Origin of the sequence: Vibrio lentus, assembly GCF_030409755.1 — a bacterium.
GTDB lineage: Bacteria > Pseudomonadota > Gammaproteobacteria > Enterobacterales > Vibrionaceae > Vibrio > Vibrio lentus.
Genome location: NZ_JAUFQE010000002.1, coordinates 1067451 through 1082078, shown reverse-complemented (window position 1 = coordinate 1082078; position 14628 = coordinate 1067451). Strand labels below are relative to the sequence as shown.

The window sequence follows — 14628 nt, the reverse complement described above, 5'->3', positions numbered from 1 at the left end:
CAGAAATCCTCAATTCGCCCGTTATAGGCGAAAAGTACAGGTGCTAACTAAAAGTTAAACGGGTTTAGTGTTCTAGAGCGTCTATCGCGTCGCGTAAACTTTTCGGACGCATATCAGTCCAAACTTCTCGGATGTGCGCAAGACAATGTTCTTTTTTGCCTTTTACACCGACCTCAGTCCAACCATTGGGCACTAAGTGGTAGGTTGGCCAAATGCTGTATTGTTCTTGTTCGTTTATAACAACGGTAAATTCCGTATTTGGGCTATCGATACTCATTCTTTCCTCAACTAACTTTGTTTTATTATGTTTTTGAGCCTAACTCGGCTCTTAAAAACTCAAGCGACAACACTTTCTAGTGCTTGGTGCGCTTGAGCCAAATCCCCTTTACTCAACTCAATAAGATTGCCGGTATCCATTTTGAAAATGCGGTCTGCGGCATCAAAATAAGCGTCATCATGAGTAATCGCGATTACAGTCACCCCACGCTGTTTAAGCAGTGGTAGTAACTGGCGGTAAAACAGCTTTCTAAAGCGTGGGTCCTGATCAGCGGCCCATTCATCAAGCAGAATACAACCGCGTTTTTCGAGAACTGACATCATCAGTGCCAGTCGCTTTCGTTGACCTTGTGAATAGCGAACATCACTCAACTTACCTTGCTGGTGATCGACCTTATGTGCCATTTCAAGACGTACCATCCACTCGTCAATATCTTTGCTATCGATGTCTTGGCCTTCACCATCGACAATTTGATGGAATAGATGAAAATCACTGAACACAGCCGAGAATTGATGGCGATAATCTTGCCAATGTGCTTGAGTCACCTCATTACCATCGACATAAACTTGGCCAGAATGCGGTCGGTAGAGCCCCGTAAGCAAACGAGCAAAGGTCGACTTACCACTGCCATTTCCACCAATAATGAAGATGTGTTCACCGCGTTCTATTTTAAAATCGATTGGACCTACGCTGAATGCGTCGCCATCAAAATCTGAGCGATATCGATAGCTCGCTCCCACGAGTTCTAGTGAGTTGAATACTTTGGTTTTTGCCGATTTTGGACTCAAGCTTCGGTCGGTACTCAACTCTAACGACGACAACTTCTTCATCGAAATATTGGCAGTAATCAAGGTTGGAATTGAACCCACTGCAGACATCAATGGTGTTCTCATAAACAACACAACCAATGCGAATGTAGATGCGACTTCTAACGTCGCCCAACCTAAGCCAGTCGCCAGATAAAAGTTCAAACCAATCAGCGCCAATACCACGGTATTCGCCATGTTTGCAGCAAAACCATTTAGGATATCGGCCTGTGTCACTTGATTGCGGTAACCTTCAGCATTGACTGAAAACGTTTCATCAAAGTAACGCTTAGCTCTGAATGGGTTTAAAGATAGCTCCTTACGACCATCAATTAAGGACTGGTAATCGTGATACAACTTGTCGTCGTACTCACGAACCTGTTTAACGTGTTTAGTGATGCGCGTAACAAGCAGATAGCCAATGACACCGGTTAACGACAGCATTAAAACGCTGACAACAAACAGAGGCATAGACAAAAAAGCCAGGTAGACCAATGCCACCACGGTTAACACCAAGCCATAAATCAGCTCAGGCAAATGTACGAATGCGATAGTGATATTTCGAATGTCAGTATTAAGTGACGCGAGTACCCCTGCACTTCCAACCTTCTCGACTTGTTCTATATCGGTATTCAACAGTTGAGAGACCAATTCACAACGCTTGTTATAAACGAATTTATGTCCCAGCTTATGGAGAGCAACTTGAGCAACGGTGGCTGTCACCAACAAACCAATCAGCAGCAAAGTAAACTGAATTAGGGTATTGGAAAGTGGACCACTGCTTTCAAGTAACTTATGCTGAATAAACGCAATCACGCCCACGCTCAAGAACGCACTCGCAATACTCAATAAGATCACGAACAACAGTGACTTTTTCTGTTTTTCAGCCAGCAATAGGATCAATCCCATTTCATATACACCATTCAATTAATTATTATTGTGATTATCATTATCAATAAAGAAAAAGATAAACCCGTATAAACCAAGTACGATAATCTTGTTGTTTAGTCTTGGCCTCTAGAAGCTCAACCCGTTAATTCAACAGACACCCGTTACTAGTGTTCAGTAATCGCGATAATTAACGACAAGGACTACAAGCGACTGCTATAACCTTCTTAAGCCCCACATCAAGTACATGCCACCGATAATCGAAGCCACCAATCCTGCTGGGATCTCTTGTGGGTAAAGCCACTGTCTACCAAGCCAATCCGAGAACAACATCAGTGCCATACCAATTAACGAAGAACAGATCAGGTGCTCTTTAGCACGGCTATAACCAAATAATCTCGCCATGTGTGGAGCCATCAAACCAATAAAGCTTAATGGACCAACTACCAGCGTTGCGCTCACGGTTAAACATGCCACCAGCACCAACAATAGAATTCGAGATCTTGATACATTGATACCAAGAGATTGGGCACTCGCCTGCCCTAATGGCAACACATCCAACCATCGCGCACAGAGAAAACCTAACGAGATAAATACAACCGAAGATATCAGTAACGGCACGAGAGTTACCTCGGTGACGTAATACGTTGAACCTGCCAACCAAGCCAGAACTTGATAACTTCTTGGATCACCGCCTGCCAATACAAAACTTTGCACAGCGTTCATCAGTGCCGTTATCGCAACGCCTGTTAATAGTACTCTTTCCGGTTGGAAGCCCGACTTTTGGTTAAGCACAACAATGATGCCCAAAGTACAGACCGCGCCAATAAAGCCACCGACATAAAGGCCAACCACGCTGCTGCCAAAGCCCGCAAAGATTGCGATAATCAAACCTAATGCCGTACCAGAACTGATACCAATCACTTCTGGGCTGGCCATTGGGTTGCCACTCAAACGCTGAACGATCGTACCAGCGACTGCCAACATGCTGCCCGCTAATGCCGCTGCCGTTAATCGAGGTAAACGCCATTCGAGCATTGCCCAATCTTGAGTTTGAAATAACCAACGCCAACCTTCAGTTTGTACAGAGAACAAACTAAACACGACCAGCGACATCGCAATAAACAAGCTGGCCAATACCACTGAATGCTTGTTTAAGCGAGAAGCTACTTTCTTATGACGCGTTAATACAGTTTGTGTTTGTGACTGACTTTTCATGGACAACTTGGGCAGCAACCACAACAACAGTGGAGCACCTAACGCAGCCGTTGCAGCCCCTGTCGGGACAAACATAGACATGATGCCCGGCAACTGTTGAATAAGCAGATCGGTAAGGCTTAACAACAAGCCACCTAACAGCATAGATACCAATAATTTAGGCACTAAACGGTGCACACCCATCAAGCGTGCTAAGGCAGGGGCTGCTAAACCAACGAATCCAATAACACCAACAGCACTCACAACCCAAGCCGTCAGCAAAACCGCCAAACCGAGACAAGCGACTCTTAATTTTGGTAACGAAACACCTAAGCTCTTAGCGCCCTGTTCTGATAACTTAAGCAAGCTCAGTGGTTTTACGAACAGAAACGCCATGAGAGTCGCAATCGCTAAGCGTGGAGCCAAGTACTGAACATCTTCCCACCCGGTTTGAACCAATGAACCTGCGCCCCAAATCATTAAGCCATTCAGTTTGTCTTGGTTCATCATTAACAAGACAGTACTCACAGCGCCAAAATAGAGGTTCACGACTAAGCCAGAGACAATCACGACGGTTGGAGATAAAGCACGTCGCCAAGACAAAACAAACACCAAACCAATCGTAGTGACGCCACCAACAAGTGCCACCAACGAATAAGACCACTCTAAAAGCCAAGGGGCATAGAGTGTCGCTAACATAAGTGCAAAGCTCGAACCGCTCGCGACACCTAACGTAGACGGTGAAGCCAAAGGGTTTCTGAGCACCTGTTGCATCAAGACACCCGCCACTGCCAACGCTGCGCCAGATAACAATGTAGTGAATAACCTCGGCCACCAAGCCAAATGCAGTTTCACTGAGTCAGGAGAAGTAAAATCAGCGGTCCACAAGCTAGAAAGTCGGCTCAATCCGAACTGAGAGACAGATAAGTGTTGCCCAATTAGAGCCAATGTAGAAACCATTAAAAGAGTCAAAACACCAAACGAGAGAGCTCTCATAGCACGCCTCCTTGGTTCAATTCAGAAACAATGAACCTTGCAAAGCGTGTTGCAGAAGGTATCGCCCCGAAGCTCCACACCGCTGGTACTTGTAGCGCGGGATAACCCGACTCTTTCACAATGTATTGCCAAAACTGATTTGCTTTAAGGCTCTCTTCAGTCCCTGCTGGCATTGGCGAAATAATCACGATTTGACCTTTAACGCCAATAAGCTGATCGACACCAACCAAGCTGTAACCCCAAGCGTTGGTTTGCGCCTTCCATGCTGATTCAAGGCCAATCTTGTTTACTGAAGCTTTGTATAGGCTGTTATCCCCAAAAACGCGAACGTGATTAGTGTCCATGAATTGCACCATCAACATTGCAGGCACATTGTTTGGTAGCTGAGTACCTAAACGACCCATTTCAGCATTCGCTTTCTGAATCAAAACTTCAGCTTGAGATTGTTTTTCAGAGACCTTTGCTAACTTTCGGGTAACCGTTTCTAACGCTGACCAATCGACATCACCGCTTCGGTACAAACCAATGGTCGTGACAGGGGCAATTTTGCTGAGTTGAGTCTCCAGCGTTGAAAACATTGGAGAGAGTAATATCTTGTCCGGTTTGAGCTCATGAATGCGTTCAAGGTTTGGCTGTGTTCGTAAGCCGACATCCGCAACAGTTGACGGGATTTGAGGAGACTTTACCCACGAGTTGTAATCGGGAATTTGCGCTACCGCAATAGGAGTAACGCCCAATGCCAAAAGCGTTTCAGTGTGAGTCCAATCGATGGAAACCAATCGAGGTCGATCGTCATCATTCAACTCAGACGTATCTTGATTAGCTGACGAAAGTGGAGAAAACACCAGTAAGCTAGAGATAACAACACTTGAGATAAGAGTACGAGTGACGTGCGAGCGATGTAATATTGATTGGAAAGACTGTTTAAGCATCATGCTGGCTCCAAATCACCAGGCATCGCGACTGGGTAACCCGCAGAGTGTTGAGTAATGTGCATAGGCACACCATAGATATCTTTCAATATCGACTCTTTGAACACCTCATCAACCTCGCCTTCAACTAATAGCTCGCCACTATGTAAGGCAATAATGTGGTCGCAGAAACGTGCAGCCATATTGATGTCGTGTATCACGATGATCACGCCAATCTCTAATGTTTCACTCAGGCGCTTAATCAATGTCAGCATTTCAATCTGATGGCCGATATCGAGCGCTGCTAAAGGCTCATCGAGCAAAAGGTATTTGGTGCGTTGAGCCAACAGCATCGCAAGCCACACACGCTGGCGTTCACCACCCGATAAGGTATCCACTAAACGATCAGCGTATTGCGTTGTGTTGGTAAGTTGCATCGCTTCTTCAACGTATTGCTTATCTTTACTTGAAAGTCGACCTAATAAGCCGTGCCAAGGGTAGCGACCAAAGCTCACCAGGTCTTTGCTGGATAAACTGTCGGTTGCAGGTAAATGTTGAGGTAAGTAAGCAATTTGCTGTGCGAAGTCCTTATCAGACCATTTAGCGACCGCTTTATCTTTCAGGAAAATATCGCCTGAAGTGGCGTGCTGTTGCTTCGCTAGCAACTTTAATAAGGTCGATTTCCCCGAGCCGTTATGCCCAACCAAAGCGTAGATTTTTCCTTGCTCAAACGACACATCAAATGTCTTGAGCAATTGCTTATCCCCTACGCTAAAACCGAGTCCCTTTGCTTCGAGCATATCTTCAACCTTAAAACACATCATTCACTAAAAAATTAATGAAATACGAACATATTCATAAAATCATTAACAGACAAACATTTATACACTTGCGAAAACTCTAATGCAAACGATTTTCATTTAGATTAAACTATATGCCATACGACCTTTTCCCCTATTTTTTAGTGGGTTAGAGTCCTTACCATGAATAATGGATGCTTATTATTGATTATTCACCTTGTTGCAAAATGGTTAAGCTAATGATGAACAACACCTTTCGTCCACTACCAACGGATCATCCATTTATTGTGGCCGAATTTAACTTTCAAAAAGAATGTATCTGTAAAGCTAAGGGGATTGGAATCCATGTTGCGCAGTTTGATCAACAAAGCTTTGACGACGATTTGTTTTATATAACAAACGTGTACTGCCCTATCGCGATCTCTCAATCGGTCGACAAAAGAAAGGCGGAGTATTTTGCGGGACGTTATTTAGTCGCGAGGGAATTAAAAAGTCTGGGCTTTTCACATAAGTCCCTTGAACCGAATGTCGACCGAAGTCCACGTCTGCCAAATGGTGTAATGGGTTCTATTTCCCATAGTAACAACTTAGCCACTGTGGCAGTTTTACCTTCTTCTCATGTGAACAAAGAAAACATTGGGGTCGATATACAACACCGAATTTCCCATGAAGTTTGTGATGATATCGAGAACATGGTCGCGACCGTACAAGAGGTCGATTTGGTGGTGAGGTATGGATTAACTCGGGCTGAAGCTGTGACATTGCTGTTTTCGGCTAAGGAGGCTATTTACAAAGCATTGGCTCGCTTTGTTTCAAGAGGACTAGATTTTAAATCAGCAATATTGATCGCGATTGACAAAAACACAGTTCAATTCGAATTGTCCAAAGATATCACTTCGCAGATTTCCGATTCAGAGAGTCATAATTTAAACGGCGATAAATCGGAGAGTATAATTTGCCAATACGACCATTTAGCACAAGAGAACGCATACCTGACGGTGTGTTACTACTCGACAGATACATAACGACTATTCTGTTTGAATCTAAAACGAAACGCTCACGACGTGATGATTGGGTTCGGTTTCAATCTCGACGATTGACCAACCAAGAGAAAGGTACAAAGGCGCAATATTGGTGTAGGCGTACAACTTAGACGTTGAATCTTTCGAGGGTTGGGATTGATAATAGTCTGGCATTTGTTCAACAGCTCGTTTAATCAATTCACTCGCAATACCTTGGCCGCGCCATTGAGGTTCAACAAACACGGCGTTGATCCACACAACATCCCGCACTTGATGAGGTTCCTGAAAATGGGAATATGCCAAGCCACCAATGACCACATTATCGCGAAGTACTGTTATTACTGGGGGAAGTTGCACGCTGTCTTTATACGTATCTTTCAACTTGAAATCAGACCATTCGCTTTGAAATAAGCCTTCTAATTCACTCCAATAAGGTGAACTTTCATCACAGTTTCTAAAGATTACTTTCTGCATTTCTTCCATCCTTTGAAAGGGTAATTTGGCCATCCTAGCCTTGGTTTATATCAGTGTAGATAAAGCTACTCTTCTTCTTCGTAACTGTCGGCTGGGTCTTCATTGATTTCTTCGCCACACCCCAAGCATTCGGCTTGCAAATCCGTTGGCATCACAATAATCAAACCACAATGCGGGCATAAATCACCTTGTTGAAACATCCTGTTATTCCTTCTACGTCACAGCTATTGCTTCGGATACTTTTGCTTACTCGCTTCTAACCAATCATGAATAACTTGGCGAGCAGACTCGGATGGCGGTGCATTTCGTTTCCCACAAATCTGGTCAATTTCAAACGGAAAGGCTTTGCTTGGAACACGACGTAAGCCAATGGTTAAGCGCTGAGGCTTGAGCATTCGAAATACCACATAGCGGTCGCTCATGATTCGATTGTGATAGACGCCAATACAATGTTTTTGTTCCACGCCCTCTTGTTCAAGGTCGTAGTAATCAGTAAGCGGATGAATATTGTCATTACCGAGTAAAGGAACTGGATAAGGGATGTCCATGTCCACAGGCCGATTTCCTTCTAGACGGCGTAACTGACGCTGTTCTGTCCATCTATCATGCAGTTGCTCAAACATAGCAAAGGAATTTTGACTGGTGATGGCGCGCAATGGATCGTCCATCTCCAAATCTTGACCCAGTAAAATCGCGTCTTGGAACATAGCCATCTTTGAAGGCGCATTGAGCCTTCCCTCTTCAACCATTGCAATACCTAATCGACTGCCGGTTAAAAACGGATGAACCTGATCCAAACGCAGCGCTGTATAGCCTACTTTAGAGTAATGTTTGAATTTGAGCACACGCCTTTGCAGCGGTTCGAGAATTCGAACAATGTGGTCAAGCTCATCTCCAACGTTATAGTTAAGCTCTAGCTTATCGATAAATTTGAGCGTCGCTTTACTTCCGTCTAAGCCCAGTTTGGCTAAGATTCTCTTTTGTCCTAGGCGACTCAGTTCCAATGCTTTCTTGTTATCGACACTGTGTTTCATGCAGATTAACGCCAAGATAACCGGCCTTAATTCAAGCAGTTGAGCCGCCTCATAAGTGTTCGCAGCCAACCAAAGCATTTGATATTGATACTCGGGAAAATCATCGGTGATTTCACGATAACGATCAGGTAACGAATCTAACCAACGGCCATTTACATCAAATTGTTCAACAAGATTGAGGCTTAAACCAATACCACCGTCGAGCGGCCGTCTACCATCTTCAAACACATGAAAGCCCACGAGCTTTTGCGACCAATCACTGATCTCAATATCGTAGTCAAAGCCTAATGTGCGAGTGGGAATGGTAAGTAATGCTGTCATTGGTGCCTCTTTGTTAGTGGCGCGTTGAACTGTCGAGCCTATCTACTAGCATAAGCTAACGCTCGAACCACTATAACAACCTTTTGTAAATTTCTTATCAATCAAAGCGATATAAATACGAGAGTACTTAGAAGATCTTTGAATGATGATTTTACGCAATATGAGACCTCTTCGATATCATTTACTTAGAGAGAAACTATGCTTGTAACATCACTAATAACAAGAGGCTTTAATTATGGAATACCGACATATTCTGGTCGCACTTGAAATGTCTGATGACTCGAAAATACTCATTGATAGAGCAACCTTCTTCGCGAACAAACTAGAAACGGAACTTTCGTTTGTTTATATCGACGGTACTCACGGAGAAATCTACCCAGAACTCGTTGATATTCAGCAAAATAATGGTGACTTACCTGTCAATGATGATGCGATAAAACACTTAAGAGAGTTTGAGGCTTACGCTAAACAGCCAGTTCAGCATATTTTCGTAGGTACAGGTGATTTGAATGATAAACTCAAGGATGCCGTGAAAACGCACAACATTGACCTAATGCTTTGTGGTCATCACCACGATTTTTGGCATAAGATCATCTCGCACTCAAAGCAATTGATAGACTCTTCTCCCGTCGACATACTCGTCGTTCCTATGGACTAGAGCTTCTAGAGACCCACGGTTCCTAAAAACTGTCGCTCTTAAAAAATAGCTGTTTTGGCTTATAAAGCCAGGCTTCATTAGCCAGCCTCTATCGGTATTATTGGTTGGCTTACATCCCCTCTTATTTACCCCAATCCAACTATCCCCCATTTGCTAAGTTCATTTGTGATCTTGTCGGCTTATCAACTCGTAAGCGTCTAATAATTAACAAATCACGAGTGTAAGTAATGAAAAAGATTGGTCTCTATCTTTTTACAAACGACTTAAGAATCAACGACAATCAATTGTTCCATTACGCTGCACAGAGCGTCGATAAGCTCATTTGTGCGATTGTCGAACCCACTTTGGTTCGTTTCTCTGCTGATTTCGCGCAAGAGCAAAGTTATGGCGCGCATCGCCAGACCTTTGTTTCACAATCGATAGACAATTTAGATTCGAATTTAGTGAAGCTTGGGCAGAAACTTGTCGTGATTCACAGTAATCATTTAGAACCAGACGCAGCCGAGCAAACACTCAGCCAAATCATTGCTACACAGCTCGTCACCCACTTTTTCGCCAATGCACACTGCGGTCACGAAGAGCGACGATTGATTCATTCACTACAAAGCCGTCACCCTGGTTTAATAACATGCTTGCCACATCACTCGACCTTGTTTGACTCACATGAGCTGCCGTTTGAATTATCAAAAGTCCCGAGCTCGTTTACCAAATTTAGAAAGCTAGTCGAACACTTGGACATTAATGGCGGCGAGACGGTTATTGCACACCTTCCACCAGCAGTGACATCAACACCAACACCAGTATCGGCAATCCCACTATTCAGTTCATCAAATGATGAAAGCGCAGCAACAAACGATTATTTGGGTGGCGAAGACGCAGGACTAGCACATCTAGATAACTACTTCTCACATGATTACGCTCTTGACTACAAGCAGACTCGAAACGCATTTGACGGCATCGAAAACTCAACCAAGTTTTCGCCGTGGTTGGCACTCGGCTGCGTTTCGCCTAAAACGATTTATAGCCATTTGAAGCAGTTCGAAACCGAACATGGCAGTAACGATTCAACCTATTGGATCTACTTTGAGTTGTTGTGGCGCGAATATTTCTATTGGAAATGTTTATCTCTGGGCTCATCGTTATTCGGTGATTCTTCAAAACAAGAACTCAACACCCCAAACTCCTCAGCAACGTCGAACTTGAATTTAGCCAAATGGAAAAGTGGCAATACCAACTACCCGATTGTCGACGCGTGTATGCGCCAACTTAACGAAACAGGCTACATGTCTAATCGAGGAAGACAGCTGGCCGCTAGCTGTTTGATCTACGAACTAGGGATCGATTGGCGACACGGCGCAGCCTATTTTGAGAGCCAACTTATCGACTATGACGTGGCATCAAACTGGGGTAATTGGGCTTACATAGCCGGAGCCCTGAACTCTCAGGTAAACACCCAAACCAACAAACAAAAGAATGCCAACCAAGCACAACCCAAATCACACCATTTCGACTTGGCTAAGCAGACCGATATGTATGACCCAGACCATATATTCATCAACAAGTGGAATGCGAGCAGCAAAGAACCTGTCTTAACTAACAATCAGGATGTGTTATGAACTTCAAAACCGTGCGCCTTGTCTTAGGCGACCAACTCAATGTCCAGCACTCCTGGTTTCAACAGGTTGATGACGACGTCATTTATATCATTGCCGAACTCAAGCAAGAGACTGACTACGTTGCATCGCACATCCAAAAAGTGGCCGCTTTTTTCTCTGCGATGGACTACTTTGCCGACGAGCTCAAACAACAAGGTCATCAGGTACTCCACCTAACTCTGGATGACACGACTCAATTTGAAAATCTCGATGCTCTATTGCAACACTATGTCCACGAGTTTGCTGCTGAAAAATTTGAATACCAACAGCCAGACGAATATCGACTTCTCCAACAATTGGCAAAGCTGAAGTTAACTGGGGTAACCAAAGGCTGTAGCGATTCCGAGCACTTCCTGTTTCCGTTTGACGAGATTGAAACCCAGTTTCCTAAAGACAAACACATCATGATGGAACACTTCTATCGTCGAATGAGAAAGCGCTTTGACATCCTGCTCGACGATGGCAAACCGGTTGGCGGAAAATGGAATTACGATGCAAACAATCGCAACAAACTCAAGAAGCAAGACATCGACAACTTGCCGCAACCATTAATGTTTTCCAACGATATTTCTGAGATTTTAAAACGCATCGAGCGTCATCAAGTTCAAACCATTGGTGAAGTTGGTGATCAGTTATTATGGCCAGTCAACCGAGCGCAAAGTCTTTCTCTTCTTGCTCACTTCTGCCAAGTCTGTTTGCCGCTATTCGGCCAGTTTCAAGATGCAATGACGACCGAGCATGATTCAAAATGGAGTTTGTATCACAGTCGCCTCTCCTTTTCGTTGAATAGCAAACTGCTAAGCCCCCAAGAAGTGATTGATGCAGCGCTGTCGGCTTATCAGTCCTCTTCTAAGCCAAACGCACCCACTATCGATATTGCGCAAGTTGAAGGGTTCGTACGCCAAATTCTAGGTTGGAGAGAATACATACGTGGCGTTTATTGGTCGAACATGCCTGCTTACGCCAACAAAAACCACTACGCAGCAGACCGTCAGTTGCCTCATTATTTTTGGGATGGGCAAACCAAGATGAATTGTATGAAGCACGCGATTGATCAATCCCTCGAGTTTGCTTATGCCCACCACATTCAAAGGCTTATGATCACCGGTAACTTCTGCTTAATTACAGGTATTGCCCCGGATCAAGTTGATAGCTGGTACCTTGGTATATACGTTGATGCGATTGAATGGGTCGAAATGCCGAATACGCGAGGTATGGCACTTTTTGCTGATGGCGGGATCGTCGGAACCAAACCATACTCTGCCAGCGGTTCTTACATTAGTCGCATGAGTGATTACTGCAAAGGCTGTCATTACCAAATTAAAGAGCGCAGTGGCGAGAGTTCTTGTCCATTCAACAGCTTGTATTGGCGCTTCATGAACAAACATCGCGAGGCCTTAAATCGCAACCCTCGAATGGGGATGCTTTATCGCTCTTGGGACAATATGGATGAGCAAGACCAACAAGCGATACTCGACACCGCAGAACAACGACTGACTAACTTGGAGAACTTATAATGGTGGAACAACTCAGATTACACATATTGGTCATTGGTGGCAGCGGCGGTATTGGTTTTGCCGTGGTTAAGCACCTATTGTCTGAGCTGTCTCGCTTTGATTTTCTCGATGTCCATGTCGACGCGACTTATCATTCACAACGACCAGAATTGGAAGATAACCGTTTAAATTGGCACCAAGTAGATGCCACCAACGAAGCTGATATTGAACGACTAAGCACTCAATTCGAGCGATTGGATTGGTTAATAAATTGCGTGGGTATGCTTCATACGCCAGACCTTGGCCCAGAAAAGAATTTGTCCTCTATCGACCCAGAATTCTTTCTGAAAAACATCTCGGTAAACACCCTACCTAGCTTATTATTGGCCAAGCACTTCACGCCGATTCTTAAAGCCAGTGACAATCCAAAATTTGCTGTGGTATCAGCCAAAGTCGGCAGCATTTCAGACAACCGATTAGGTGGATGGTATAGCTATCGCTCATCCAAAGCCGCACTCAACATGTTCATCAAAACCATGTCGATTGAATGGCAACGCACATTGAAGAAAGGCACAGTGTTGGCGCTCCACCCTGGTACAACCGACACCGCTCTATCCAAGCCCTTTCAGACCAATGTGCCCCAAGGTAAGTTGTTTGAGTCTAGTTATGTAGCTCATCATTTGGTGGACATCATTCGAACCGCTACTCCGGATAAAAGCGGTCATTTCTACGCGTATGATGGTGAGCAATTGACTTGGTAGGGAGGAATAGCAATCGCTGGCTTTGATGAATAGTAAAATTTGATGAGTGGTAAAAATAGAAAACCCAACAAAGCTATGGCTCTGTTGGGTTTAGTAGTAAACGCGAAGCTGTTGGTTGAAACTAAAGATGTCGTTTCAACGAAGGACTCTCTGAGGATTCAATTAAGGATCAACACTGATCATTACTTTACTATTACCGCTACTCAGCCCAGTTGAATTTACTCTCGTCGACGCCTTCTTTTTCTTCCTTAACGCGCTCACGTCGGCTTTGCTCTTCAGCGCGGGCGGCGTCAATTTCTTGCATGATGGCATCAATATCTGCCAAGGCGTCACTTTCGGTAAACTCACCCGTGAGTTTGCTATCCGGCTTCAAATCACCCTTCTCAAACAGTGCCCACATTTCCTTAGCGTACTCAGTGGTCGCCAGTTCAGGGGCAAATTGCGCGTAATAGTCACGGATATTATTAACATCACGAGTCAACATCCACTCGGCATTGTTGTTCGCAGAAGCATCGACCGCTTGCGGCAAATCGATAATCACAGGACCATATTCATCAACCAATACATTGAATTCAGACAAGTCGCCATGAATTAAACCAACGCAAAGCATCTTAACGACATAAGTCATCATCACCGCATGATCTTCAATCGCTTGTTCAGGCGGCATCACCACATCATTCAATCTCGGAGCGACATAACCTTCGTCATCAGTGACCAACTCCATCAGCAGCACGCCATCAAAACAGCCATAAGGGACAGGCACACGAACGCCTGCTTCTGCCAGCTTATACAAGGCATCCACTTCTGCACTTTGCCATACTTTTTCTTGTTGCTCGCGACCGAAACCAGAGCCTTTTTCCATCGCTCTAGCGCGGCGGCTATTGCGGACCTTTCGCCCTTCTCGATATGCCGTTGCTTTTTTAAAGCTACGTTGGCTTATTTCCTTGTACACTTTGGCACAACGGATCGTATCACCACAGCGTACTATGTACACTGACGCTTCTTTGCCACTCATGAGTTGGCTTTTCACCTCGTCGACTAAACCATCGTCAACTAAAGGCTGTATTCTTTTAGGTATCTTCATGTCGTCTTTATACATGAGTTACCTGACAGATAAAATATTAACTCGTTAAATGAGTGGTTATTCTCAATAGATTCTTAAATGAAGGGAGATTATGTGGGTTTTGTCTTGTGGCGACGACAACGTTCAGAGCAATAAATCACCTCTTCCCAACAACGTTGCCATTTTTTACGCCATGAGAATGTTTTGAGGCAAACGGGACATGTCTTGGTGGGTAGATGTGGTTTCTTGTGCATTGCCTCTTCCTTGCC

Annotated in this window: 15 protein-coding genes; 5 read left to right on the top strand and 10 right to left on the bottom strand. The window is 44.4% G+C overall.

Translation table 11 applies throughout. The features are described from left to right. Nucleotides 1-64 precede the first annotated feature (64 nt). The 5 genes from QWZ07_RS13295 to QWZ07_RS13275 all read right to left on the bottom strand — a co-directional run bounded on the left by QWZ07_RS13295 (nucleotide 65) and on the right by QWZ07_RS13275 (nucleotide 5875). On the bottom strand, nucleotides 65-277 hold the full coding sequence (locus QWZ07_RS13295; RefSeq protein ID WP_017110665.1) for an MbtH family protein: 213 nt from the start codon (nucleotides 275-277) through the stop codon (nucleotides 65-67). A gap of 59 nt (nucleotides 278-336) precedes the next feature. Then, on the bottom strand, nucleotides 337-1992 hold the full coding sequence (locus QWZ07_RS13290; protein WP_192853557.1) for a multidrug ABC transporter permease/ATP-binding protein: 1656 nt from the start codon (nucleotides 1990-1992) through the stop codon (nucleotides 337-339). A 195-nt stretch (nucleotides 1993-2187) separates the two neighbouring features. Continuing rightward, complete coding sequence (fhuB, locus tag QWZ07_RS13285) at nucleotides 2188-4164, bottom strand: Fe(3+)-hydroxamate ABC transporter permease FhuB (protein ID WP_192853556.1); 1977 nt, start codon at nucleotides 4162-4164, stop codon at nucleotides 2188-2190. After that, a complete protein-coding gene (locus QWZ07_RS13280; protein WP_065112494.1) occupies nucleotides 4161-5099 on the bottom strand; it encodes an ABC transporter substrate-binding protein in 939 nt (312 codons plus the stop codon). Before QWZ07_RS13280 ends, fhuB begins: the two co-directional genes overlap by 4 nt. Then, nucleotides 5096-5875, bottom strand: a complete 780-nt coding sequence (locus QWZ07_RS13275; protein ID WP_065112669.1) for an ABC transporter ATP-binding protein — start codon at nucleotides 5873-5875, stop codon at nucleotides 5096-5098. The genes QWZ07_RS13280 and QWZ07_RS13275 overlap by 4 nt, the downstream gene beginning before the upstream one ends. A 239-nt stretch (nucleotides 5876-6114) precedes the next feature. Here QWZ07_RS13275 and QWZ07_RS13270 point away from each other — a divergent pair, with 239 nt between their 5' ends. Then, the gene (locus QWZ07_RS13270; protein WP_192853555.1) at nucleotides 6115-6900 is read left to right on the top strand and encodes a 4'-phosphopantetheinyl transferase family protein; all 786 of its coding nucleotides are present in this window, start codon (nucleotides 6115-6117) and stop codon (nucleotides 6898-6900) included. Between the two features lie 18 nt (nucleotides 6901-6918). On the opposite strand, the gene QWZ07_RS13265 is transcribed toward QWZ07_RS13270, so the two are convergent. From QWZ07_RS13265 to QWZ07_RS13255, 3 genes are all read right to left on the bottom strand, one after another. Continuing rightward, nucleotides 6919-7371 (bottom strand): GNAT family N-acetyltransferase, encoded by a 453-nt coding sequence (locus QWZ07_RS13265; RefSeq protein WP_192853554.1) that lies wholly within the window; start codon nucleotides 7369-7371, stop codon nucleotides 6919-6921. A 65-nt stretch (nucleotides 7372-7436) separates the two neighbouring features. Further along, nucleotides 7437-7571 (bottom strand): hypothetical protein, encoded by a 135-nt coding sequence (locus QWZ07_RS13260; protein WP_017107965.1) that lies wholly within the window; start codon nucleotides 7569-7571, stop codon nucleotides 7437-7439. Between the two features lie 24 nt (nucleotides 7572-7595). Next, a complete protein-coding gene (locus QWZ07_RS13255; RefSeq protein ID WP_065112491.1) occupies nucleotides 7596-8726 on the bottom strand; it encodes a PcfJ domain-containing protein in 1131 nt (376 codons plus the stop codon). 235 nt (nucleotides 8727-8961) lie between these two features. On the opposite strand from QWZ07_RS13255, the gene QWZ07_RS13250 reads away from it, so the two are divergent. The 4 genes from QWZ07_RS13250 to QWZ07_RS13235 all read left to right on the top strand — a co-directional run bounded on the left by QWZ07_RS13250 (nucleotide 8962) and on the right by QWZ07_RS13235 (nucleotide 13296). Continuing rightward, nucleotides 8962-9384 carry a universal stress protein gene (locus QWZ07_RS13250; RefSeq protein ID WP_004733915.1) on the top strand — a complete coding sequence of 141 codons (423 nt, stop codon included), beginning with the start codon at nucleotides 8962-8964 and terminating at the stop codon, nucleotides 9382-9384. A gap of 227 nt (nucleotides 9385-9611) precedes the next feature. Beyond that, nucleotides 9612-11000: a DASH family cryptochrome gene (locus QWZ07_RS13245; protein ID WP_192853553.1), complete on the top strand. Its 1389-nt coding sequence runs from the start codon at nucleotides 9612-9614 to the stop codon at nucleotides 10998-11000. Further along, nucleotides 10997-12556, top strand: a complete 1560-nt coding sequence (locus QWZ07_RS13240; RefSeq protein WP_192853552.1) for a cryptochrome/photolyase family protein — start codon at nucleotides 10997-10999, stop codon at nucleotides 12554-12556. The genes QWZ07_RS13245 and QWZ07_RS13240 overlap by 4 nt, the downstream gene beginning before the upstream one ends. Further along, on the top strand, nucleotides 12556-13296 hold the full coding sequence (locus QWZ07_RS13235; protein WP_192853551.1) for an SDR family oxidoreductase: 741 nt from the start codon (nucleotides 12556-12558) through the stop codon (nucleotides 13294-13296). The genes QWZ07_RS13240 and QWZ07_RS13235 overlap by 1 nt, the downstream gene beginning before the upstream one ends. A gap of 199 nt (nucleotides 13297-13495) precedes the next feature. Here QWZ07_RS13235 and QWZ07_RS13230 read toward each other — a convergent pair whose 3' ends face one another. Next, nucleotides 13496-14380 (bottom strand): PA4780 family RIO1-like protein kinase, encoded by an 885-nt coding sequence (locus QWZ07_RS13230; protein ID WP_280136710.1) that lies wholly within the window; start codon nucleotides 14378-14380, stop codon nucleotides 13496-13498. Nucleotides 14381-14469: 89 nt separating this feature from the next. Then, on the bottom strand, nucleotides 14470-14613 hold the full coding sequence (locus QWZ07_RS13225; RefSeq protein ID WP_102561523.1) for a DUF2256 domain-containing protein: 144 nt from the start codon (nucleotides 14611-14613) through the stop codon (nucleotides 14470-14472). Nucleotides 14614-14628: the final 15 nt, after the last annotated feature.

Excerpts from the sequence above, each read along its gene's own strand:
- QWZ07_RS13295 (WP_017110665.1), bottom strand. The coding sequence starts at position 277 with ATGAGTATCGATAGCCCAAATACGGAATTTACCGTTGTTATAAACGAA.
- QWZ07_RS13290 (WP_192853557.1), bottom strand. The coding sequence starts at position 1,992 with ATGGGATTGATCCTATTGCTGGCTGAAAAACAGAAAAAGTCACTGTTG.
- fhuB (WP_192853556.1), bottom strand. The coding sequence starts at position 4,164 with ATGAGAGCTCTCTCGTTTGGTGTTTTGACTCTTTTAATGGTTTCTACA.
- QWZ07_RS13280 (WP_065112494.1), bottom strand. The coding sequence starts at position 5,099 with ATGATGCTTAAACAGTCTTTCCAATCAATATTACATCGCTCGCACGTC.
- QWZ07_RS13275 (WP_065112669.1), bottom strand. The coding sequence starts at position 5,875 with ATGCTCGAAGCAAAGGGACTCGGTTTTAGCGTAGGGGATAAGCAATTG.
- QWZ07_RS13270 (WP_192853555.1), top strand. The coding sequence starts at position 6,115 with ATGATGAACAACACCTTTCGTCCACTACCAACGGATCATCCATTTATT.
- QWZ07_RS13265 (WP_192853554.1), bottom strand. The coding sequence starts at position 7,371 with ATGCAGAAAGTAATCTTTAGAAACTGTGATGAAAGTTCACCTTATTGG.
- QWZ07_RS13260 (WP_017107965.1), bottom strand. The coding sequence starts at position 7,571 with ATGTTTCAACAAGGTGATTTATGCCCGCATTGTGGTTTGATTATTGTG.
- QWZ07_RS13255 (WP_065112491.1), bottom strand. The coding sequence starts at position 8,726 with ATGACAGCATTACTTACCATTCCCACTCGCACATTAGGCTTTGACTAC.
- QWZ07_RS13250 (WP_004733915.1), top strand. The coding sequence starts at position 8,962 with ATGGAATACCGACATATTCTGGTCGCACTTGAAATGTCTGATGACTCG.
- QWZ07_RS13245 (WP_192853553.1), top strand. The coding sequence starts at position 9,612 with ATGAAAAAGATTGGTCTCTATCTTTTTACAAACGACTTAAGAATCAAC.
- QWZ07_RS13240 (WP_192853552.1), top strand. The coding sequence starts at position 10,997 with ATGAACTTCAAAACCGTGCGCCTTGTCTTAGGCGACCAACTCAATGTC.
- QWZ07_RS13235 (WP_192853551.1), top strand. The coding sequence starts at position 12,556 with ATGGTGGAACAACTCAGATTACACATATTGGTCATTGGTGGCAGCGGC.
- QWZ07_RS13230 (WP_280136710.1), bottom strand. The coding sequence starts at position 14,380 with ATGAAGATACCTAAAAGAATACAGCCTTTAGTTGACGATGGTTTAGTC.
- QWZ07_RS13225 (WP_102561523.1), bottom strand. The coding sequence starts at position 14,613 with ATGCACAAGAAACCACATCTACCCACCAAGACATGTCCCGTTTGCCTC.